The organism is Mesorhizobium sp. NZP2298 (genome assembly GCF_013170825.1).
In the GTDB taxonomy this organism is placed as follows: domain Bacteria; phylum Pseudomonadota; class Alphaproteobacteria; order Rhizobiales; family Rhizobiaceae; genus Mesorhizobium.
Map to the genome: position 1 here is coordinate 5,020,291 of NZ_CP033365.1, position 19,356 is coordinate 5,039,646.

The window sequence follows — 19,356 nt, forward strand, 5'->3', positions numbered from 1 at the left end:
CGGCATCTCCTGTCTTTTACAGGATCAATCATTTACTTGACGGAGTCAACCATCCGATACGATCACATCATCGGCAACACCGGCCAGCGATCAACGATCCTGCCGCCGGAAAGCACCGCGATCGGCCCGAATTGCTGCAGCACCGCCTCGCTTTGCGTCGGCCGCAGGAACGCATAATCGCCGGGCATCACAGCTGCGTCAGCCGGCAGGCCCATGAATTGCTGGTTGGAGGAAAGGCCGAGCAAACCGTTCGTCTTCATGCCTTCTGGAAATACCGGCTCGGCCATCCACTTACCGCCATAGAGATAGCAGCCCTTGCGCGGGAACCGGCCAAGCGCCCGCAAGAGGCGGGAGACGGCGGGGGGGCCTGGCAGCATCGGTTCGACCACTTTCAGGATCGGCGTCGCGATGAAAGCCGCCGGTTGGAAATTTTCGAGGCCGGGCGTATCGAAATCGCCGGGCAGCACGAAGGCCGAGCCCATCGACACTTCGTTGGCAATGCCGCGGTGATGAAGCAGCGCGGTCTTGCTGCCGCCAATGTTGAGGATGCTTCGCTGGTCGGCGCCCAGGCGCGCCACGAAATCGGCGGCCTGTTCCGAGGCCCGCGCCAACGCCCTGGCCGGCCCACCGAACAGGCCGGGAATGTGCGGTGCGTGCGCCTCATAGGCCATGACGCCTTCGCAGCGCAGCGCTTTGTGGGCCGGCAGCATCTTCAACGCCCGCGACAAGGCCTCCGGTTTGGCAAACCCGCCGCGATGCAGGCCGACATCGATCTCGAAGGCAATACGCAGTTCGATAGCGAGCTCGGCGGCCAGAGCGCCATATTCCGCCAGTCTTTTGTCACTGTCGACCAGCCAGCAGACACGCGACCAGTCGGCGTCGCCCTTCACCAGCGCCGCTCTTGCCGCGCTAACCGGCATCGGTTTGCCGTACAGCAGATCCGCATGCGGGAACGCTTTCAGCACCGCCGCGCTGATCGGCGGATGGAAGGTCATGAAGCGATCGGTTCCGAGCGTCTTGCCGATATGCGAAAGCAGCGGCAGGCAAGCGAGCGACTTGTCGACCAGCCGCACGGCAAGGCCGGGATCAAGCCTGTCCTTCACCAGGGCGATGTTGCTGTCCAGCCGGTCGCGGTCCAGCACCAGACAGGGCTGGAAGATACCGGCCTGCTTCAGCGCCCCCGAAAGCGTGGCGAAATAGGCACTCATGGTTCGACGCCGAACAAGCCGGCCATATAGGGTGAAACGAAACGGTTTCGCGGATCGATGTCGCGACGCACCGCCATGGCATCGTCCCAGCGTGGATAGAGCTTCTTGAAGTCCGCCGCCTTCAGGCTGTGCATCTTGCCCCAATGCGGCCTGCCGCCATATCTGCGGAAGATCGGCTCGGCCGCTTGCATGAACGGCAACGGATCGTTCGCCGCGTCATGGTGGATGGCGATCGAACAGGTCGGCCTGTTGAAGAAGGGCGAGAGCCAGAACTGATCGGCCGCGACGCTGCGTACCTCCATGGGAAAATAGACTTCGGGAAAGCGCTTCTCGGTCAGCTCGATGATTTCGGCCAGCGCCTTCGGTCCTTCCTCGAACGGAAGGTGATATTCCATCTCGTTGAATTTGGTCTGTCGGTCGCTGGCATAGACATTGAGCCAGTCCTGCACATAGTCCTCGGCCGGCACCTTGGCGACGGCGCCCTGGATCAGCCGGCGGCGCAGTGACGGCAGCCAGGCGAGCCCTGTGCGCAGCCGGCGCAGTGTCCGCAGTCCGGCCTCGTCATTCTCGGTAGGACGCGCGGTGGTCGCCGCGTCGCTCAAGTCGCTGGCGATGAACTGCGCATGGCCGGAGAACGGGATGTAGTAGAATTCGGCCGACCGGTGCGCGGTCATCATCGTTTCGAAATCGCGCAGCATGTCGGCGACCGGCAGCACCCATTTGCGGCGGCGCAGCCGGTAGGTCGCAATGTTGTTCAGCGTCACTTCGCTCAAGACGCCGAAGGCACCGAGCGCGACGCCGATGGCGTGGATCGTGTCCTGATCCCCTGCCCGCTTGAAGTCGCGAACCTTGCCAAGCCCGTCGACGATCTGCACCGTCTCCAATTGCGTGTGATAGGCGCCGAGCGTCGGTCCCGAGCCATGGGTCGCGGTGCCCAATGCGCCGCCTATCGCCTGGCGGTCGATATCTCCCATATTGGGCAGGCCCTGGCCGATACCGTGCAGGATGTGCATGAGCGAACCAAGCCGCGTCCCCGCCCGCACGCGCGCCTGTTGCTTTTCAGCGTCATGCGAGACCAGCCCCTCCAGTTTCTCCAGGGACAGGATGGTGCCTCGCGATTTCACCAGCGGCGTGAAGGAGTGACCGGCACCGACGACGCGGATCGGGCCGGGTGCGGTGCGAATGAGATCACCAACTTCACCGGCATCGGCGGGGCTGGCGATCAGCCGCGGCTCGGCGGTGACATAGCCCGACCAGTTGCTCCAGTTGGACATATTACCCCCGATCAGGCAACGGCGCCGCGGTGCCGCGAGACGACGACGAACAGGCCGAGCAGCAGCACGCTGGCCAAGGCACTGCCGACAGCGAATTCCGGAACCGGGCGAAAATCCTTGCCGTCAATGAGCAGCGACGCCGCGACCGGCCCGATCGCCAAGCCAAGGAGCTGCGCGGCCGGCACCAAGAGCACGGCCGTGCGTGTCTCGTCCGCTGTGATCGTCAGCCGGATTTGATAGGGCACGATGAACAGGAGAATAAAACCCATGACCAGGGCGGCGACCCAGAAGATCGCGAGATCAGGCCCGCTGGCGAGGATGAGCGAGGCGACAAGTGCGACGGTGCCAATTGCCGCTATGACGAGGCGATAGTCGATGCGCGCCTCGAACACGGTCGCCGTCATCGCGCCCAGAACCTGCATCGCGAGGCTGGCTGACACGATCAGGCCAACGGTGCGGCCGTCGATGCCGAATTGTGCGCCAATCGGTTCCAGAAAGGCCCAGATCGAGCCAAAGAACATGAAGTAGCAGAAGACGCACAACAGCGCCGTGATCGAAGGAACCGTCAGCACATTGGCCAGATTCTCGTCCTTGGGCAGATCGGCGTAATCGGCGGGGACAGTGAAGGCGACCATCAGCGACAGGATGCAGACGACCGCCAGAACGAGGAAGCCGCCGGCCGACCCGGCCGCTGGAATGACATAGAGTGCCAGCAGCAGGGCAAGAGGGCATTGCGCCAGCGTCTGCATGGTGACGAAATAGCCGCCGATGCGCTCGGCCCGGCGCGAGCGGGCGATCAGTTCGGTGGCGACCGCGACAAGGCCGCCTTCGGCAAGGCCGGCCACGGCGCGGGCCGCCATCAACATGTAGGCGCCGGCGGCATAGGCGGTCCCGACATTCGCCAGCGCCAGCAGGAGCAGGAGGGCCGCACTTTTCCAGCGCATGTTGCGGGCCGAGAGCAGCGTCGCAACAATGGCCGAACCGATCGCGATGGCGATCAGCTCGGCGGTGGCGACCAGTGCCAGTTCATCGCCGCTGACATGGCGCTCTGTGTAAAGGGCGCCGAGCAAAACCGGCTGCATACCGAGAATGAGCAGACCGACCGATCCGATCCACAGGGCGGAGGCAAGCTGGCCGCCGGTCGGGTTGCCGACCAGCCAGTCGCCGCTTCCGGTATGCGAGTCACCAGATGTCAAAGGCGCCTCCCAACATCCTTGCCGCACGGCAAAAAAGCTGACAATCTGTCAGCTTTTCAGGACCTGATACTTGATCATATTTCTTGTCAACCAGAATTTGGCAGTTCGAGCGAAAGACCGGTGCATGACACAAGCGAGGCGAACAGCGACCGAACCGAGGCGCAAGCCGAAGCAGGAGCGCAGCCGCGAGCGCATCGATGCCATCCTGTCGACAACAATGAAGCTGATCGGCGAGAAGGGCATCGACGCCGTCACCATGAAGGAGGTCGGCATGCTGGCCGGCGGGCCAATCGCCACCGTCTATCACTACTTCCCCAACAAGTCGGCGATCCTGGCGATGCTATATGAGCGGTTTTCGGAGGTCAGCCGCACGCGATTGACTGGTATCATCGCCGATATCCGCGAAGCCGAGGACGTCATCGTCGCGGCCGACCGGCTGCTCGACGATTACCTCAGCCGCGTCGCCGGCGATCCGGCCATCCAGGATCTGCAGAACGCCATCCAGGCCGACAAGGCGCTCAAGAATCTCGACATCGCCGAAACCCGGCACCAGGCCAGGATGTTCTGCGACCGCGTCATCGGCTTGATCGAGCCGCCGAAGCACGAGCAGTTCGAACGCATCGTTCTGCTGATCTTCCAGCTCGCCGGCGGCGTGGTGCGCCTGGCACTCGCGGAAGGCGAAGCGGAAAGCCGCCGCACCATCGAGGATTACCGGTCGATCATCCACACCCAGTTGCGGCTGTTTCTTTAGCGGGAGCGGCGACCTTGGCCACTGTTGGCCTATATTGCCTGACGGATGAGGCCTTCGAAGCCGTCGGCCAGATCGGCGGCGCCGGCCGCGAACATCTTCGCGAGATTCTGGGGACGGCCGGGAGTCTTGTTGGCATCGAGGAGAATGGCCCTGCCCTCATGCAGGACGAAATCGAACTTTCCGTAGTCGAAGCCGAGTTCGCGCCGCTCACGCATTTCGTCGGGAACCGGGACGGGCTCACGCCGGATCGTTTCCGATGCCTTGACCAGGCTGTTTGGCGAGACATGGCGGGTACAGCGCTCGTGCTCTCCGCAAAACACCAGAAACGCGCCGCAAAACCGTCGGGTTCTCTTTCCGGAATGAATTTTTCCACGACAAGGTCTTCGTTTTCGAAGGCACCGGCCGGAACTTCGGCGAGGGCTCCATAGACCTCATAGGGCCGCATCGCCGGCACATGCGGAAAAGGCGGCGGCTTGGCCGCGCGCTTCGATCGCCGGTTGAGGAGCGTCTCGGGAATGCCCTGGTAGTTGAGGTTGCTCTTGACGATGACCGGGCCCTGCCAGGCGTCGCCTTGCGATATCAGCGCACCGCTGATCCGTCGTTTGGAGATGTCGGCTGCGCCGATATTGAGGCAGAACGGAAAACGCCTAACATAGTCGACATGGTCCGCGGGCGTTACCGTCGCATCGACATGCAGAACCGCGATATCGGCATCGTATGTCTTTGACGGGCCTTGCTGAATCCGGACCGAATGGCCCCGCCTTTTCAAGTCCTCCAGAACGTCGAAAAGCAGATAAGGGCTGCCCCTGCGCAACAGGAGGTCGCGCTTGCCCAGGAAGCGGTCCTGCTCATGCGTGATGATGACGACTCGCGCCACTTCGCCCCCCCTTGGCCTCAACACCCGCTTCTATTAAGCCGCTCTAATCAATCGATGCCAGACTTTCCTGGGCTCCAACGGGTTTGAATGACGAATCATTGGGATATCATCGGCACTGGCAGCTTCTCGACGCTCCGCTGCGGCCGACGCCGGAAACTGTCGGCATATTCGATCGCGAACTTGACTGAAAGATGCCGATGTCCTTCTGCTCGGCGTGACCCCGGAACTGGCGGTCCTGGGCAGATCGATGTTGGCGATCGATCAATCGGCAACCATGATTTCCGGCGTACGGGCCGGCGACAACGCTTCGCGCAGGGCGATGGCGGGAAACTGGCTCAACCTCCCCCTGGAGCGGGCAAGTTTCGACGCGGTGATCGGCGACGGCTGCTTGTCGGCGGTCGATTCCAAAGCCGGCCGCCATGCCCTGTTCGGCGAGATCGCCAGGGTACTGAAGCCCGGCAGGCGCGCGGCAATCCGCGTTTTTGCACGGCCGCAAACGGCGGACGATTTGGGTGGCATCGAAGCCTTGGTCCAGACGGGCGGGGTCGAGAATTTTCACGCGCTCAAATGGCGCATCGCGATGGCCTGCACGGGCGACGACTGCGATTTTGCAATCAAGGTGCGGACGATCCGCGACACCTTCGACAGCCTGTTCCCCGACCGCGAAGTTCTCGCCGCACGGACAGGGTGGAGTATGACGTCGATCAACACAGTCGACGTTTATGCCGGTTCGGACATAGGTTACAGCTTCGCGCCGCTGGCCATGCTGATCGATGAGGCGAACACCTGATTCGGCGACGTGCGCGTCGTGCCGAGCGGCTCATACCCGCTGGCGGAACGGTGCCCGCTGCTGATGCTTGGGCCGCCCTGGCGCCTGTGAGTTCTTGTAAAACCACTGACTGTCGGCGGTGACCGACATCATATCGAATTTGCGGCAGGCATGATTATCTAGTCTTGGTTCGCGGCAATAAGCCCCGTCGGCGATGTTAACAACTTTACATCGGCCACCGTAAACTACACTTTCCTCCCTCGGTCGGCTCTGGGGAGGGACACGTGGGGATTCGCTTTCGATGCTTTGCACGCCTGGTGGCAATTGCCTCTGCGCTTGGATCCACATCGCCACCAGCCCAATCCGGAGACGAACGCCCTTCGACCGTACCCCTGATCAAAGTGGAATATCCATGGAAGCCGGGCAATATTCGCATGCTCTATGTGAATATCGTTTCGCTCGGCGATCATGCGGTGAACCAGCCGATCCTGTTTGACACAGGGTCCAGCGGAATGACGATCGAGTGCCAATCCGTGCTGCCGACCGAAATCTGTTCGGACACAGGAATAAAGATCACAAAAGACCAGCAGATAGAAGGGATAATGGTGACCACCGAACAGGCGGTTATGAAATATGGAACTTACGATGAGTACGGCAATGTTGCCTATGCTCGCATGGCTTTTGGTTCGCCGGACTCGCCGGTCTCCACCATCACCTCAATCCCATTCCTCATCCGCTACAAACAAGTCAGACGGAGTACCGGAGAAATCGTCGGAGGTCCACTTTGGCCCAAGGGCATTTTCGGCATCGCTCCTGTTGGCGGAAACGGACCAGATCGGATCATCAAGTCCCCGCTCGCTTATGTGAACATTGGGCCCGGCTTGAACAGAGGCTATTACCTCACTCCGATTGGCACCAAGTGGAAGGCCTGCACGAACAGTGACGGCAACTGTCCGCGAGTGGAAGCGCTCCACATCGGCGTGCCGAAAGACGTGAAGAAGGACTTCAGGGTGCAGAGCTGGAAACGGGCCGATTGGCGATACAATTTCCCGACGATCGAGGCCTGTATCTCGTGGAAATCTGAATCGACGTGTCGGCCAACGCTTTATGACACAGGCAACTCAACGATCCAGGTTTCTACCGACGCGTCGATGCGGTACTCGTCATTGAACACCGGCACGAAGGTTCTGGTAAAAGCCGACGGTCAAGAGGATTGGAACTTCAAGACCACTTACAATCCCGAGGTAGAGTTCATCCCCGGTCTTCCGTTTAACATCGTCGGCATCCGATATTTCGAGAAGAACAGCCTGCTGCTTGACTTTGAGACCCGGGAGATCGGCTTGCGCCTCGACCACTGACTGCCGATTAACAGGACGGCATTCGAGCAGCGTCCAAGCAACAAACCTTATTTTGCGCAGTCGCGCGGCTGCGCGAGAAAAATTTCCTGCGATCGGCCCTTCCCGTGCGCCTTGACTCTCGCAGGTCGGCGGCCTATTTCAGCGCCACGTTAGCACTCGCCATTGGTGAGTGCTAACCACAGCTCCGGCGCCGCCGGGCGTTGTAGGTTGTCCGGCTTCGCCGGACGGAGGAACTGTTTCTCACCGTTCTCATTCGAGGAAGAAAAAATGGCAAAGTCGAAGTTCCGCCCGCTTCATGACCGTGTGGTCGTTCGCCGGGTCGAATCCGAATCCAAGACCGCCGGCGGGATCATCATCCCGGATACGGCGAAGGAAAAGCCGCAGGAAGGCGAGATCATCGCTGTAGGCTCCGGCGCTCGTGACGAAGCTGGCAAGCTGGTCCCGCTGGACGTCAAGGCTGGCGACCGCATCCTGTTCGGCAAGTGGTCGGGCACCGAAGTCAAGCTCAATGGCGAAGACCTTCTGATCATGAAGGAATCCGACATCATGGGCATCATCGGCTGATTATCGGCCTCACCGTCAACTGAATTCGGGCTTACCCCAAGCCCCTGCCAGGAGCTCAAAAATGGCTGCTAAAGACGTAAAATTCTCCCGTGATGCCCGCGAGCGCATGCTGCGCGGCGTCAACATCCTCGCCGACGCGGTGAAGGTGACCCTCGGCCCCAAGGGCCGCAACGTCGTCATCGACAAGTCGTTCGGCGCCCCGCGCATCACCAAGGACGGCGTCACCGTCGCCAAGGAAATCGAGCTTGAAGACAAGTTCGAGAACATGGGCGCGCAGATGGTCCGCGAAGTTGCTTCGAAGACCAACGACATCGCCGGCGACGGCACCACGACCGCGACCGTTCTGGCGCAGTCGATCGTCCAGGAAGGCCACAAGGCGGTTGCCGCCGGCATGAACCCGATGGACCTGAAGCGCGGCATCGATCTCGCCGTCACCGAAGTCGTCGCGGCTCTCGGCAAGGCTGCCAAGAAGATCAAGACCTCCGAGGAAGTTGCCCAGGTCGGCACGATCTCGGCCAATGGCGACGAGTCGGTCGGCAAGATGATCGCGGAAGCGATGCAGAAGGTCGGCAACGAAGGTGTCATCACCGTCGAGGAAGCCAAGACCGCCGAGACCGAACTCGAAGTCGTCGAAGGCATGCAGTTCGACCGCGGCTATCTCTCGCCCTACTTCGTCACCAACGCCGACAAGATGGTTGCCGATCTCGAGGACGCCTACATCCTGCTCCACGAGAAGAAGCTCTCCAACCTGCAGGCCATGCTGCCGGTTCTCGAAGCCGTGGTGCAGACCTCGAAGCCGCTGCTCATCATCTCGGAAGACGTCGAAGGCGAGGCTCTGGCCACGCTCGTCGTCAACAAGCTGCGTGGCGGCCTGAAGATCGCCGCCGTCAAGGCGCCGGGCTTCGGTGATCGCCGCAAGGCCATGCTGGAAGACATCGCCATCCTCACCGGTGGCCAGGTCATCTCGGAAGACCTCGGCATCAAGCTCGAGAATGTCGGCCTCAACATGCTCGGCCGCGCCAAGAAGGTGTCGATCTCCAAGGAGAACACCACCATCGTGGACGGCGCCGGCAAGAAGGCCGAGATCCAGGGCCGCGTTGCCCAGATCAAGCAGCAGATCGAAGAGACCACCTCGGACTATGACAAGGAGAAGCTGCAGGAACGTCTCGCCAAGCTGGCGGGCGGCGTTGCGGTGATCCGCGTCGGCGGTGCGACGGAAGTCGAAGTCAAGGAAAAGAAGGACCGCGTTGATGACGCCCTGAACGCGACCCGCGCGGCCGTGGAAGAAGGCATCGTCGCCGGTGGTGGCGTGGCCCTGCTGCGCGCTTCGGCCAACATCAAGGCTACCGGCGCCAATGCCGACCAGGCTGCTGGCATCAACATCGTGCGTCGCGCGCTGCAGGCTCCGGCCCGCCAGATCGCCTCGAACGCCGGTGCGGAAGCTTCGATCGTTGCCGGCAAGATCCTTGAGAACAAGGGCGCTACCTTCGGCTACAACGCCCAGTCGGGCGAGTATGGCGACATGATCGCCATGGGCATCGTCGACCCGGTCAAGGTCGTACGCACCGCTCTCCAGGACGCGGCTTCGGTCGCCGGCCTGCTCGTCACCACCGAAGCCATGATCGCGGAGGCTCCGAAGAAGGAGTCGGCTGGCGGCGGCATGCCTGGCGGCATGGGCGGCGGCGGCGGCATGGGCGGCATGGGCGGCATGGACTTCTAAGAAGTCCATAAAGCACGCCCATGAACTAGGATTGCTCAAGCCCGCAAGCGGGCTTGAGTGGCGGCATGGACTTCTAAGAAGTCCATAAAGCACGCCCATGAACTAGGATTGCTCGAGCCCGCAAGCGGGCTTGAGTGGCGGCATGGACTTCTAATCCAGCCTACCTGGCTTATGCATGCGAAAAGGGCGGCAGCGATGCCGCCCTTTTTGTTGTGCGGTTGGCCTGGCCGGCAATAGCTCTCTTATGCTGCGGTCTCTGCTTGCCGCGCCACCTTGCCGGCAAGCACCGCCTGCTCGATCAGCGCAGCCACCTCGTCGGCCACGGCATTGAGCGGTGCGCGGTCGTGGGTGGCGCGGGCAATCACCATCAGGCCCTCCAGCGAGGATTCGACCAGCAGCGCCAGCGCCTGCGCGCGGCGTTCGGCCACCCCTGCCCTGACGAATGCCTGTCGTAGCAGGCCTATCCACTGCTCGAAGGCGGAGCGGCAGATTTCCGCAAGGTCCGGCACGTCATTGGGCGCGTCGAGCACGACCGGCGCGATCGGGCAGCCGAGCGAAAACTCATTGTCCTCCAGCATCCGGGCCACGGACTGATAGATATGGTGGACAGCGACCGCCGGATCATTTTCCGCAGCCAGTTGCGCGCCCAGCCGCTCCGTCACCTCGGCCACGCTGGCGCGAGTCACCTCTACGACCAACTGGTCCTTGCCGCCCGGGAAATGGAAATAGAGCGAGCCTCGGGGTGCCGCGCTGGCACTCAAAATGTCGTTCAGCGACGTGCCGTGATAGCCGCGCCGCCGCAAAAGCAGCGCCGTCGCCTCGATCATCCGGGTGCGTGTATCCGTTGCCATGTCAACCTCTGTCAGGAGCACGCATTATAGGTCTTGCGTCGAATATGACAATCGGTCTACATAATATGTAAATCGGTCTACATATTCCAGAGAGAACAATGCGCAGCTACAGGCTTGAAGAACGGGGTGACGGCATCGACAGGCTGGCGATGCGGGAGGAAGCGGTGCCACAGCCGGGGGCGCATCAGATTCTCGTGCGGGTGCGCGCTGCCTCGCTCAACCGCCGCGACACCATGATCCTTAACGGCACCTACCCGCTGCCGCCTCGCCTGGGCATCGTGCCGCTGAGTGACGGCGCCGGCGAAGTCTTTGCCATCGGTGACGGCGTGACGCGTTTTGCTGTCGGCGATCGTGTCACCGGCAGCTATTTCGCGCGCTGGGTCGATGGCCGCATGCATCCGGGCGTGGTCGACCAGCTCGGCTGCACGCTGGACGGTGTGCTGAGCGAATATGCCCTGCTCGACGAGCAATGGGCGGTCCGCCTGCCGGAGCATCTCTCCTGGCATGAGGCAGCGACACTCACCTGTGCCGGGCTGACGGCCTGGAGCGCGTTGACAGGCGCGGAGGCTCCAAGGCCTGGACAATGGGTTCTGACCATCGGCTCGGGCGGTGTCGCGCTGTTTGCCTTGCAGTTCGCCAAACTCATGGGCTGCCGTGTCGCCGCTATCACCTCGCGCACCGAGAAGGCCGACAGGCTCCGCGCGCTCGGCGCCGACCTCGTCATCGCCACCGCCGACGCGCCGCAATGGGGCATCAAACTACGCGAGCAGACCGGCGGGATCGATCTGGTCGTCGAGACCGGCGGCCCGGCGACCTTTGGTCAATCGCTGATCGCCAGCGCTCTCTACGGGCGCATCGTGCTGCTTACCGTGCAGGACCAGAAAGGCAGATCGGTGGAGATTCCAGCCGCCGTCTACCAACGCAGCCTTGCCACCATCGGCCGCGTGTTCGTGGGCAGCCGCGACGGGCTGGAAACGATGCTTGCCGCCGTCGCCACGCATCGGCTGAAGCCGATCATCGACAGGATCTTCCCGTTCACCGATGCGCGCGAAGCTTACCGCCATTTCCGGCAGGGCGACGTCTTCGGCAAGGTCGTCATCGACGGCGCGTGACCGCAGCATTCCCCAAACCAGAGAGGAGTATCAGCCATGACAATCCGCGAAGCATCCGCCCAATGGCAGGGCACGCTCAAGGAAGGAGCCGGGCGGCTGCGGCTGGGCAGCGGCGTGTTCGAGGGCGCCTATTCCTTCCCCTCACGTTTCGACAACGGTCCGGGCACCAATCCGGAGGAACTGATCGCGGCCGCGCACGCCGGCTGCTTCTCGATGGCGCTTGCCGCCGCCCTCGGCAGCGAAGGCCACACGCCCGGCAGCATCCATACGACCGCACGGGTGCATCTCGGCGCCACGACAGCCGGCCCGACCATCACTCGTATCGAACTGAAGACGCAGGCAAGCGTCGCCGGCCTAGCGGCTGAAGACTTCGAGCGGCTGGCGCAATCGGCCAAGGCGGGCTGCCTCGTCTCACGGGCGTTGGCCGGCGTCGCCACGATCACCCTGAAGGCCGACCTCATCGACGCCGCCATTGACCACGAAAGGAAGGAACCCATCCAATGACCAGGGAAGTCATCATCGACATCGCCACCGCAAAGCGCTCCAGTGAAACGGCGGAAATCATGCAGCGTTATAACGACGTGTTCCAGCGCCACGATCCGTCCGCGCTCCACGAACTGGTGGCGGAGGACTGCGTGATCGAGAACACCACGCCGGCGCCGGACGGCACCCGGCGCGCCGGCAAGGCCGCCTGCGTCGAACTGTGGTCGGCGATCGCCACCGGGCCGGACACGCGCTTCGACATCGAAGAGACTTTCGTGGCCGGCGACCGCGCAACCATCCGCTGGCGCTACTGGATGGCCGACGGCAACTCACTGCGTGGCGTCAACCTGATGCGCGTCGCGGACGGACAGATCGTCGAGGCGATGGGCTATGTGAAGGGGTAGAGCGTCGGGCAACTCCGCAAGGATTTCCTGGCGGCCTTCTCGGGAACCGGGCGACGACAAATACGGGGAAGCGGGCCGGCGAAGCCATGCCGCTCCCCGCACCAGGCGTGCGACACAACAATTCTTGGCATGGCGCGACGGCGGGGATGTGCCGCCTTGCGCGAGCGCCCCTGCCATCAAGGAGAACGGCTGACTATTCTTCGGTCATTTTCGTAAACAAAATCATATACTTAAATCAATTCTCCGTGATCCAGAAAAAACTGTCGGACAATATTTTTTAACACATTCGCGATTACTAAAGAGGGAGAGCAGACGAAATTGCTCGAGCGTGTGGTGTCGGGTAATCATCGATGCAATTTTTCCAGCGATTTTTGCGGAACCGCGACGGCAACATCCTGATCATCTCGGCACTGGTGATGCCGGTCCTGATCGGCATGGCCGCCCTGGTAACCGAATATGGCGCCGCGCTGGTCCAGCAGGCCGACAATCAGCGCGTTGCCGACCTTTCGGCCTATGCAGGCGCGCTCGCCTACAATGCCAACAAGTCCACCGACCAGATGACTGCCACAGCTGTCGGCGTCGCGGTGCTTAACGGTGTCACCGCCGCCAATGTCCAGGTCAGCCTGGTTGCCTCCCCCAAGACAACCGGCGTCAAGGCCGTTTCGGTTTCGATCAACACTTACAGGACCCTGTTCCTGGCACGCGTCCTGAACGATCGCCAGCAGTTGCAGATCTACGCCAATTCGGTGGCCGAGGTCGGCGCGCAACCACAGACCCCCGGATGCATGCTCGCGCTCGACGGTACGCAGACCGGCGTGACGCTGAGCGGCGGCACCTCGATCTCGGCGCCGAAATGCACCGTCTCTTCCAACAACACCGTGACCGTCCCTTGCGGCACCAGCATTTCGGCGATCGGCGTCAACTACAATTCCGCTGCGGCTCCAAGCCAGCCCTGCAACGGCATCACCGGCCCAAACGGAGCGGCTGCGGTGATCACCAAGAAATCGACCCCCGACCCGCTGGCCGGCAATGCCGCGGTCACGGCTGCCGTGGCCCGCTTTCCAACCGTGGCCGCACTGTCGGCTACGACCGCCCCTTCCGCTCCGACCAATACGACCGGCACCAACATCGACTTCGCGTGGAACCAGACCGCGACAATGAACGCAGCTGTGGCCGCTGGCTGTACCGCGTCCTGGTCGCAGCCGACCTGGACGTTCAGCTGTGGCAATAAGACGACCGTCAATCTGGGGACCGTCACTATTGGCGGCGGCATCAACCTGAATTTCGCCCTGAACGGTGCGGCAACGACCACCTACAATTTCGCCGGCGATTTCACCACCAGCGCCACGACGAGTTTCGGTCCCGGAATCTACAATTTCGCCAAGACCCTGACGACGGCGGGAACGACCACTTTCAAGGCGGGCACCTATAATTTCGGCAAGCAGGTGACCACCGGTGGAACAACGACCTTTGGTGCCGGCACTTTCAACTTCACCAAGGGGTTGACCACCGGCGGTGGTGCCACCACAACCTTCGGCGCCGGCACTTTCAAGATTGGCCGCAGCGACACCGCCTGCAGCGGCTCGGGGCAGGTCAGCATCTGCAATACCTCCACCTTGACCTTTGGCGGACCGAGCGTTTTCGAACTGCCCGGCGGCTATACCAACACCGGCGGCTCGACACTCACCTTCGGCTCGGGCACGACCAATTCCTACAAGATCGGCCCCGGCAGTAACGGCGATGCCATCACGATCGGCGGCGGGTCCACGACGATCATGGCCGATGCGACCGGCGCGAGCAGCGTCTTCCAGGTCGTCGGCAATGTGAATGGCGGAGGCGGCGGCAGCTGCTTTGTCGTCAGCGCCGCGGCACAGCACGACATCTCAGGCAACTTCATCGGCTCGGGCGCCATCCTGCTCGGCGCCGGCGTCTATACGGTCGACGGTTATTTCGCGCTTGGCGGCAATGGCGGCGGCAGCGCCAACTGCAACGGCAGCACCATCAGCGTCAGCGGCGCCAGCGTGACGCTTGTGCTGTCAGGCAAGGCCAAGTCCAGTTCGGGAAGTTGCAACGGCTATGTCTTCTGCGTCGCCGCCGGCTACAGCAACATCGTGCTCACCGCACCGCAATCGGGAGCAACGGCGAAGCTGGCGGTTATCGGTCCGACGGCGACCACAAACACCGGCGGCGCGACATTCGCCGAAGGCGGCTCCAATGCCCAGATATCAGGTGCATTCTACTTTCCCTATGGCCCGATCGTCATGAATGGCGGCTCGAGCGTGCTGGGATCGAAGACCGACTCGACCAAGTGCCTGCAGATGATCGGCTCGCGCATCACGCTATCGGGCGGCACCACGGCCGCTTCGGAATGCATCGCCGCCCCGAGCACCAGCGCCAGCAGCAAGGTGAGCCTCGTGCAATGAGAAATCCGTCACGCCTCGGCCTGCCCGCCGGCAGGGCTCGTTCATTCACGGACTTCCTTCGTCGTCAGAAAGCAGGCGTGTCGGCGGTCGAGTTCGCCCTGGTCACTCCGGTGCTGCTCGTCATCCTGGCCGGAACCGTCGACATAGGCGGCTCACTGAAGGCCAAGTTCGAACTGAGCTCGGCGGTCTCGGCCGGTTCGAACTATGCTCTGCTCAATGGCGACAAGGTCAACTCCTCCGGCGGCAGCGCACTGGCCGGCAACATCGCGACGGTGGTGACGAGCGGCCTGAGCGGCAATGCCGGCAACATTCAGGTCGTCATCAACAATGGCCCGACGATTGTGTATGACGCCAGCACATCCAAGGCGACCCAGAGCGGCACGGCCGCGAATGCGGACCTCTGCTACTGCCCGGGCAATTCCGGGACCGTCGCCTGGAGCGTCCCGGTCGCATGCGCCAGCATCTGCAATGCCGGCGGGATCGCGGGAAAATTCGTGACGATCGCGGCCAGCAAGCCCTACACGCCGCTTTTTGGCGGCTTCGGCATCGTCACCAACGGCAATATCACCGTCAACTCGGTGGTGCAGCCGCAATGAGCCGTTGCCGGTCGTTCCTGCGCGACAGATCCGGCGCCAACGCCGTCGAGTTCGCGCTGCTGTCGGTGCCGTTGCTGATGGTGTTGATGGGCACGTTCGAGTTCGGTCGCATGTATTGGGCGCAGCACGTGCTGAATGAAATCGCCGCCGCAGGGGCGCGTTGCGTCGGCGTGCTGCAGAGCGGATGCACACAGAACGGCGCCTACAACGCCGCCAGCGCCATCAGCTATATCAGCAACAGGGCGGCAACCGACGGCATCGTCCTGAGCACCACCAACATCACCGTCAGCAACAACACCACCTGCTCGGGCCTGACCGGTTTTTCGAGCGTCCAGGTCTCCTACACGTTCGCGACCGTGCTGCCGGCCTTCCTCACCTCGCTCGCGAATGGCCCCAACCTCAGCGCCAAGGCTTGCTTCCCAAATCAGGGCGCCTGATGCCTGTCGCCCATCAGTGATCTCGGTTCTGGGGGCGACACGCACGGGAACAAGGGCCTGGAGCTACCGATCGGCAAGTGCCAGCTTGGCGCCGAGCATGACAAAGGCGCCCGCGAACGTCCTGCGCATCCAGGTCAGCACCATCGGCCGCGACACGACATGGCTGCGGATCGAGGCGGCGAAGATGCCGTAGCCGACGAAAACCACGAAGGTCAAAAGCATGAAGACGGAGCTGAGTTCCAGCATCTTCGACAGCGCATTGGGCTCGGTGGTGCTGACGAATTGCGGCAGGAAGGCGAAGAAGAAGATCGACAGTTTCGGATTGAGCACGTTGACGAGGATGCCGGTTGCGATCACCTTGCCGGCCGAACGCGGCGCGGCATTGTCCTCGACGCTGAGGCCGCCCTTCTCCTTCAGCGTGTTCCAGGCCATGTAGATGAGATAGGCTACACCGATATATTTCAACGTCTCGAAAGCAACCGCGCTGGTGTGCAGCAGTGCCGCAAGCCCGGTGATGGCGGCCGCCATGTGCGGGATGATGCCCAGCGTGCAGCCGAAGGCCGCAATGATCGAGGCCCGCGCGCCGCGCGAAAGTCCGGCGCTCAGCGTGTAGAGAACGCCCGTGCCGGGCGAAGCCACGACGATCAGCGACGTCAACAGGAATTCGATGCTCACGATGGTTCCTCCACGGCCCTGCCCGGCCGGGGAAGGTACCGGGCCAGCGGGCGCCGCACAAGCGGTGGCGATTTGCGCAATCCCCATTCGGGTGAGATCGGTAGCTACACCGGCAATCCGATCGCCCGGCGCGCCATCAGGCATTCCGCGTCGCCAGGCATGCAGGCGCGACAGACATCCGGACGCAATTCGTAGATGCCGCATGCGGTCGACTTGCCGATTTCGCCCGACAAGGCCGAACAGCGCACGCCCTCGCAGCGCATGCCCGACAGGTCGGCCGCTACGTATTTCTCAGGGATGCGGTCGAGCTGCGCGTCATCCTCGGTCGAGAAGCGCGGCCATTCGGCTGAATAGGAACAACACGCGCCACAGCTCTGACAGTCGAAGGCAGAAGCGGCGTCGCGTTGCGGCGACGAAAGGCTTGCAGCAGGAACCAGGGCGAGCAGCCCTGGCGTGGCAGAATTGCGATAGGCGTCCTGCGGCAAGGCGCTATTTCTTCTTGCCTGTCTTGCGCGCCGGCGCTTCAACGGGCGACTTGAACAGATCGGTCGCGGCGTCGGCAGCTTCGCCGGCCTTCGCGGCAACCGGCTTGGCCGGCTTTGCAGCGGGAGCCGGCGTTGCCGGCTGATCCTTGGCGGAGAATTTAATGGCCATGTCAGTCCTCGTCGGCGAAACGCGATGATGGTGCGCGCGGATTGCGCAAGCGGCCGATCAGCGCCGAAACCGCCGTGATGTTCATTTCCTCGGGCGACCAGTTCCTGGCTTCCGCGATGTGATGCGGCGCCAGTTCGCGATGCGTGCTGCCGCTGTAGGCGGCATCCTGGTAGGTCACCTGCTCCTGGGTCTTTTTGTCCTCGCGGACATATTCGATCAGGTAGTTCGGGGCTTCGGCACGGCCGCGCACGCCAACGCGCACCTGGGCATCGCCGTGGGCGCGCTTGCAGCGTTCGAGTTTTTCCAACACGCGCCGGACGTATTCGACCGGCTTGTCCAGGGTTTCGACCATGTCGGCAATGGTCGCATCGGCGGCGATCGGTGTCGGGGGTACGCGCTTGGTGGCCATCAGCGTTTTCCGGCTCGTTTCGGCTGCACCGCGAGTGCCGCCGCCGCCGCTATATCGTCGGCTTCCTTTTCCAGTCGCAGCTCGCGCAAACGGGCCGTCTTGGCTTCACGCGCCTCGCTTACGGCATCGCGCTCGGACATGATGCGGTTGAGCGACATTGACTGGGTTTGCGTCCTGCTGAACAGCGACACCGCGGGATCGGCGGCCTTCGAATGGGCGGTCAAAATCTTTCTCCTGTCAGGAGCCTGGTGCCGATAGGACGAGACCGGCTCTTCGGTCAGGACCATGCACGAAGCAACACGGCATTGGGGCAGCGGATTCAAATTGCTGAGGCGTTCCTTAGCACGTTCAGCCCGACGCGCAGCGCATTTTCGACGGCAACAAGCGTAAAATGAAAAAGGCCAGGCACCGCCTGACCTCCCTAGGAGCACCGCACATCCAGATGGATGCACGGGAACACTCCTTTCATGCGCATGATGTGCCTTGGAAACTCAGGTTTCCGAGGCCATGCGTCCGAATTCGCCCTTCACCGGTGCCAGTACATCCGTGGTCACCGGGAGGGCTGAATTCTTTCTTCAGGCCGCCTTCAACTGGTCGGCGGACATCTTGCCCGACTTGTTGTCGCGGACCATCTCGTAGCCGAGCTTCTGGCCCTCGACGATGTCGCGCATGCCGGCGCGCTCTACGGCCGAGATGTGGACGAAAACGTCGGCCGAGCCGTCGTCAGGCTGAATAAAACCAAAACCTTTGGTGGCGTTGAACCATTTAACTGTGCCGGTGCTCATAAACGAACCCTTTCCATGGCAAATATTCGTTAATCGCGGTGCGAATGCACAACGATTTTTGTCTCGATTTTTGATGGGGAAGTTCGTCAAAGACGCGCATGGATGCGCGGATAACAAAAGTCAGTCAAACAAATATCGACATGTTTCTTGTAGGCTTCTTTTGTCACCGAGTCAATTTCTGGTTTTCCATCGACCTGAATTCAACCTAGGATTGCTCAGACATGAGACCTCAACTGGCGAGGCGGCCGAAAGACAAGGTCCCCACAAAAACGCGCCACCCCCGGAACCAACTCCATGCCGACGCATTTCAACGGTGTCAGCAATTAGAGAGCAATCTCGGGAAAGCTGCTAAAAGGACGCCTCCCGCACGACAATCGGTGCGAGAGGCGTTCTTGTATGTGCCAGGAGGCCGAAGCGGGGCCGCGAGCCTTGCTATATAATGGCGCTGATCAGCGGCAGGATCTCGTAGTGGAAACCGCGGCCGGAACGCGACACCGGATCGTCATCGATCACGGCCCTCGCCTCGGCTTCGCTCCCGACACGCAGGACCAGTAGGCCCCAGGGACCGGCCGGGTCGGCGACCGGGCCAGCCACGATCATGGTACCCTCGCGAAGCTTGCGGCGCAGGTAGTCGGCATGCCGCCCCATCAGTTCCCTTTCATCCTCGGTCATGGTGAAGGCGAAATCCGGTCGAGGCGGGATCAGCCGGCAGTGAAAGATCAATGGCACCGTGGGCGGTCCGTCGTTGCTGGCCATCAATCCTTCTCCAAAACCCCGTCAATCGACCATCGGTGTTCCGCCTCGATTGAC

23 protein-coding genes are annotated in these 19,356 nt (G+C 62.2%); 11 read left to right on the top strand and 12 right to left on the bottom strand.

Annotation, left to right across the window (positions count from 1 at the left end; genetic code table 11):
- Positions 1–62: 62 nt before the first annotated feature.
- From EB231_RS24325 to EB231_RS24335, 3 genes are read right to left on the bottom strand one after another with little or no spacing between them, the layout of a single operon-like run.
- The gene (locus tag EB231_RS24325; protein ID WP_172351056.1) at positions 63–1,208 is read right to left on the bottom strand and encodes a DSD1 family PLP-dependent enzyme; all 1,146 of its coding nucleotides are present in this window, start codon (positions 1,206–1,208) and stop codon (positions 63–65) included.
- On the bottom strand, positions 1,205–2,482 hold the full coding sequence (locus tag EB231_RS24330; RefSeq protein ID WP_172351057.1) for a D-arabinono-1,4-lactone oxidase: 1,278 nt from the start codon (positions 2,480–2,482) through the stop codon (positions 1,205–1,207). Before EB231_RS24330 ends, EB231_RS24325 begins: the two co-directional genes overlap by 4 nt.
- An 11-nt stretch (positions 2,483–2,493) precedes the next feature.
- Positions 2,494–3,678 carry an MFS transporter gene (locus EB231_RS24335; RefSeq protein WP_172351058.1) on the bottom strand — a complete coding sequence of 395 codons (1,185 nt, stop codon included), beginning with the start codon at positions 3,676–3,678 and terminating at the stop codon, positions 2,494–2,496.
- Between the two features lie 124 nt (positions 3,679–3,802).
- On the opposite strand from EB231_RS24335, the gene EB231_RS24340 reads away from it, so the two are divergent.
- Positions 3,803–4,429, top strand: coding sequence for a TetR/AcrR family transcriptional regulator (locus EB231_RS24340; protein ID WP_172351059.1), 627 nt, complete (start codon positions 3,803–3,805; stop codon positions 4,427–4,429).
- A gap of 29 nt (positions 4,430–4,458) precedes the next feature.
- Here the strand turns inward: EB231_RS24340 and EB231_RS35225 are convergent, their stop codons facing one another.
- Positions 4,459–4,749 carry a hypothetical protein gene (locus tag EB231_RS35225; protein ID WP_246740708.1) on the bottom strand — a complete coding sequence of 97 codons (291 nt, stop codon included), beginning with the start codon at positions 4,747–4,749 and terminating at the stop codon, positions 4,459–4,461.
- 804 nt (positions 4,750–5,553) lie between these two features.
- On the opposite strand from EB231_RS35225, the gene EB231_RS24350 reads away from it, so the two are divergent.
- The 4 genes from EB231_RS24350 to groL all read left to right on the top strand — a co-directional run bounded on the left by EB231_RS24350 (position 5,554) and on the right by groL (position 9,717).
- Positions 5,554–6,096: a class I SAM-dependent methyltransferase gene (locus EB231_RS24350; protein ID WP_246740709.1), complete on the top strand. Its 543-nt coding sequence runs from the start codon at positions 5,554–5,556 to the stop codon at positions 6,094–6,096.
- Between the two features lie 263 nt (positions 6,097–6,359).
- Entirely contained in the window at positions 6,360–7,433 is a 1,074-nt protein-coding gene (locus EB231_RS24355; protein ID WP_172351060.1) for a hypothetical protein, read from the top strand.
- A 267-nt stretch (positions 7,434–7,700) separates the two neighbouring features.
- A complete protein-coding gene (gene groES / locus EB231_RS24360) occupies positions 7,701–7,997 on the top strand; it encodes a co-chaperone GroES (RefSeq protein ID WP_006203049.1) in 297 nt (98 codons plus the stop codon).
- Between the two features lie 61 nt (positions 7,998–8,058).
- On the top strand, positions 8,059–9,717 hold the full coding sequence (groL, locus tag EB231_RS24365) for a chaperonin GroEL (protein ID WP_172351061.1): 1,659 nt from the start codon (positions 8,059–8,061) through the stop codon (positions 9,715–9,717).
- 242 nt (positions 9,718–9,959) lie between these two features.
- Here the strand turns inward: groL and EB231_RS24370 are convergent, their stop codons facing one another.
- Positions 9,960–10,568, bottom strand: a complete 609-nt coding sequence (locus EB231_RS24370) for a TetR/AcrR family transcriptional regulator (RefSeq protein WP_172351062.1) — start codon at positions 10,566–10,568, stop codon at positions 9,960–9,962.
- A 98-nt stretch (positions 10,569–10,666) separates the two neighbouring features.
- Here EB231_RS24370 and EB231_RS24375 point away from each other — a divergent pair, with 98 nt between their 5' ends.
- The 6 genes from EB231_RS24375 to EB231_RS24400 all read left to right on the top strand — a co-directional run bounded on the left by EB231_RS24375 (position 10,667) and on the right by EB231_RS24400 (position 16,023).
- Entirely contained in the window at positions 10,667–11,680 is a 1,014-nt protein-coding gene (locus EB231_RS24375; protein ID WP_172351063.1) for a zinc-dependent alcohol dehydrogenase family protein, read from the top strand.
- A gap of 36 nt (positions 11,681–11,716) precedes the next feature.
- Positions 11,717–12,184 (top strand): OsmC family protein, encoded by a 468-nt coding sequence (locus tag EB231_RS24380; protein ID WP_172351064.1) that lies wholly within the window; start codon positions 11,717–11,719, stop codon positions 12,182–12,184.
- Positions 12,181–12,567: a nuclear transport factor 2 family protein gene (locus EB231_RS24385; RefSeq protein ID WP_172351065.1), complete on the top strand. Its 387-nt coding sequence runs from the start codon at positions 12,181–12,183 to the stop codon at positions 12,565–12,567. Before EB231_RS24380 ends, EB231_RS24385 begins: the two co-directional genes overlap by 4 nt.
- A gap of 350 nt (positions 12,568–12,917) precedes the next feature.
- Positions 12,918–14,990 (top strand): TadE/TadG family type IV pilus assembly protein, encoded by a 2,073-nt coding sequence (locus EB231_RS24390; protein WP_246740710.1) that lies wholly within the window; start codon positions 12,918–12,920, stop codon positions 14,988–14,990.
- 77 nt (positions 14,991–15,067) lie between these two features.
- A complete protein-coding gene (locus EB231_RS24395) occupies positions 15,068–15,586 on the top strand; it encodes a TadE/TadG family type IV pilus assembly protein (RefSeq protein WP_246740711.1) in 519 nt (172 codons plus the stop codon).
- On the top strand, positions 15,583–16,023 hold the full coding sequence (locus EB231_RS24400) for a TadE/TadG family type IV pilus assembly protein (RefSeq protein WP_172351067.1): 441 nt from the start codon (positions 15,583–15,585) through the stop codon (positions 16,021–16,023). Before EB231_RS24395 ends, EB231_RS24400 begins: the two co-directional genes overlap by 4 nt.
- Positions 16,024–16,086: 63 nt before the next feature.
- Here the strand turns inward: EB231_RS24400 and EB231_RS24405 are convergent, their stop codons facing one another.
- The 7 genes from EB231_RS24405 to EB231_RS24435 all read right to left on the bottom strand — a co-directional run bounded on the left by EB231_RS24405 (position 16,087) and on the right by EB231_RS24435 (position 19,302).
- Positions 16,087–16,698 carry a LysE family translocator gene (locus EB231_RS24405; RefSeq protein WP_172351068.1) on the bottom strand — a complete coding sequence of 204 codons (612 nt, stop codon included), beginning with the start codon at positions 16,696–16,698 and terminating at the stop codon, positions 16,087–16,089.
- Between the two features lie 104 nt (positions 16,699–16,802).
- Entirely contained in the window at positions 16,803–17,183 is a 381-nt protein-coding gene (locus EB231_RS24410; RefSeq protein ID WP_445299286.1) for a YkgJ family cysteine cluster protein, read from the bottom strand.
- Positions 17,184–17,187: 4 nt separating this feature from the next.
- Positions 17,188–17,352, bottom strand: a complete 165-nt coding sequence (locus EB231_RS24415) for a hypothetical protein (protein ID WP_172351069.1) — start codon at positions 17,350–17,352, stop codon at positions 17,188–17,190.
- A 1-nt stretch (position 17,353) separates the two neighbouring features.
- On the bottom strand, positions 17,354–17,761 hold the full coding sequence (locus EB231_RS24420; protein WP_172351070.1) for a hypothetical protein: 408 nt from the start codon (positions 17,759–17,761) through the stop codon (positions 17,354–17,356).
- Positions 17,761–17,985, bottom strand: coding sequence for a hypothetical protein (locus EB231_RS24425; protein ID WP_172351071.1), 225 nt, complete (start codon positions 17,983–17,985; stop codon positions 17,761–17,763). The genes EB231_RS24420 and EB231_RS24425 overlap by 1 nt, the downstream gene beginning before the upstream one ends.
- Before the next feature lie 351 nt (positions 17,986–18,336).
- Positions 18,337–18,546 (bottom strand): cold-shock protein, encoded by a 210-nt coding sequence (locus EB231_RS24430; RefSeq protein WP_010915421.1) that lies wholly within the window; start codon positions 18,544–18,546, stop codon positions 18,337–18,339.
- A 432-nt stretch (positions 18,547–18,978) separates the two neighbouring features.
- Positions 18,979–19,302: a YciI family protein gene (locus EB231_RS24435; RefSeq protein ID WP_172351072.1), complete on the bottom strand. Its 324-nt coding sequence runs from the start codon at positions 19,300–19,302 to the stop codon at positions 18,979–18,981.
- Between the last annotated feature and the right edge of the window lie 54 nt (positions 19,303–19,356).

What these genes read in the sequence shown, in the direction of transcription:
- EB231_RS24340 (WP_172351059.1), top strand. Translation starts at nt 3,803, where the DNA reads ATGACACAAGCGAGGCGAACAGCGACCGAACCGAGGCGCAAGCCGAAG.
- EB231_RS24380 (WP_172351064.1), top strand. Translation starts at nt 11,717, where the DNA reads ATGACAATCCGCGAAGCATCCGCCCAATGGCAGGGCACGCTCAAGGAA.
- EB231_RS24370 (WP_172351062.1), bottom strand. Translation starts at nt 10,568, where the DNA reads ATGGCAACGGATACACGCACCCGGATGATCGAGGCGACGGCGCTGCTT.
- EB231_RS24330 (WP_172351057.1), bottom strand. Translation starts at nt 2,482, where the DNA reads ATGTCCAACTGGAGCAACTGGTCGGGCTATGTCACCGCCGAGCCGCGG.
- EB231_RS24420 (WP_172351070.1), bottom strand. Translation starts at nt 17,761, where the DNA reads ATGGCCACCAAGCGCGTACCCCCGACACCGATCGCCGCCGATGCGACC.
- EB231_RS24390 (WP_246740710.1), top strand. Translation starts at nt 12,918, where the DNA reads ATGCAATTTTTCCAGCGATTTTTGCGGAACCGCGACGGCAACATCCTG.
- EB231_RS24400 (WP_172351067.1), top strand. Translation starts at nt 15,583, where the DNA reads ATGAGCCGTTGCCGGTCGTTCCTGCGCGACAGATCCGGCGCCAACGCC.
- EB231_RS24325 (WP_172351056.1), bottom strand. Translation starts at nt 1,208, where the DNA reads ATGAGTGCCTATTTCGCCACGCTTTCGGGGGCGCTGAAGCAGGCCGGT.
- EB231_RS24375 (WP_172351063.1), top strand. Translation starts at nt 10,667, where the DNA reads ATGCGCAGCTACAGGCTTGAAGAACGGGGTGACGGCATCGACAGGCTG.
- EB231_RS24430 (WP_010915421.1), bottom strand. Translation starts at nt 18,546, where the DNA reads ATGAGCACCGGCACAGTTAAATGGTTCAACGCCACCAAAGGTTTTGGT.
- EB231_RS24415 (WP_172351069.1), bottom strand. Translation starts at nt 17,352, where the DNA reads ATGGCCATTAAATTCTCCGCCAAGGATCAGCCGGCAACGCCGGCTCCC.
- EB231_RS24385 (WP_172351065.1), top strand. Translation starts at nt 12,181, where the DNA reads ATGACCAGGGAAGTCATCATCGACATCGCCACCGCAAAGCGCTCCAGT.
- groES (WP_006203049.1), top strand. Translation starts at nt 7,701, where the DNA reads ATGGCAAAGTCGAAGTTCCGCCCGCTTCATGACCGTGTGGTCGTTCGC.
- groL (WP_172351061.1), top strand. Translation starts at nt 8,059, where the DNA reads ATGGCTGCTAAAGACGTAAAATTCTCCCGTGATGCCCGCGAGCGCATG.
- EB231_RS24435 (WP_172351072.1), bottom strand. Translation starts at nt 19,302, where the DNA reads ATGGCCAGCAACGACGGACCGCCCACGGTGCCATTGATCTTTCACTGC.
- EB231_RS24350 (WP_246740709.1), top strand. Translation starts at nt 5,554, where the DNA reads ATGTTGGCGATCGATCAATCGGCAACCATGATTTCCGGCGTACGGGCC.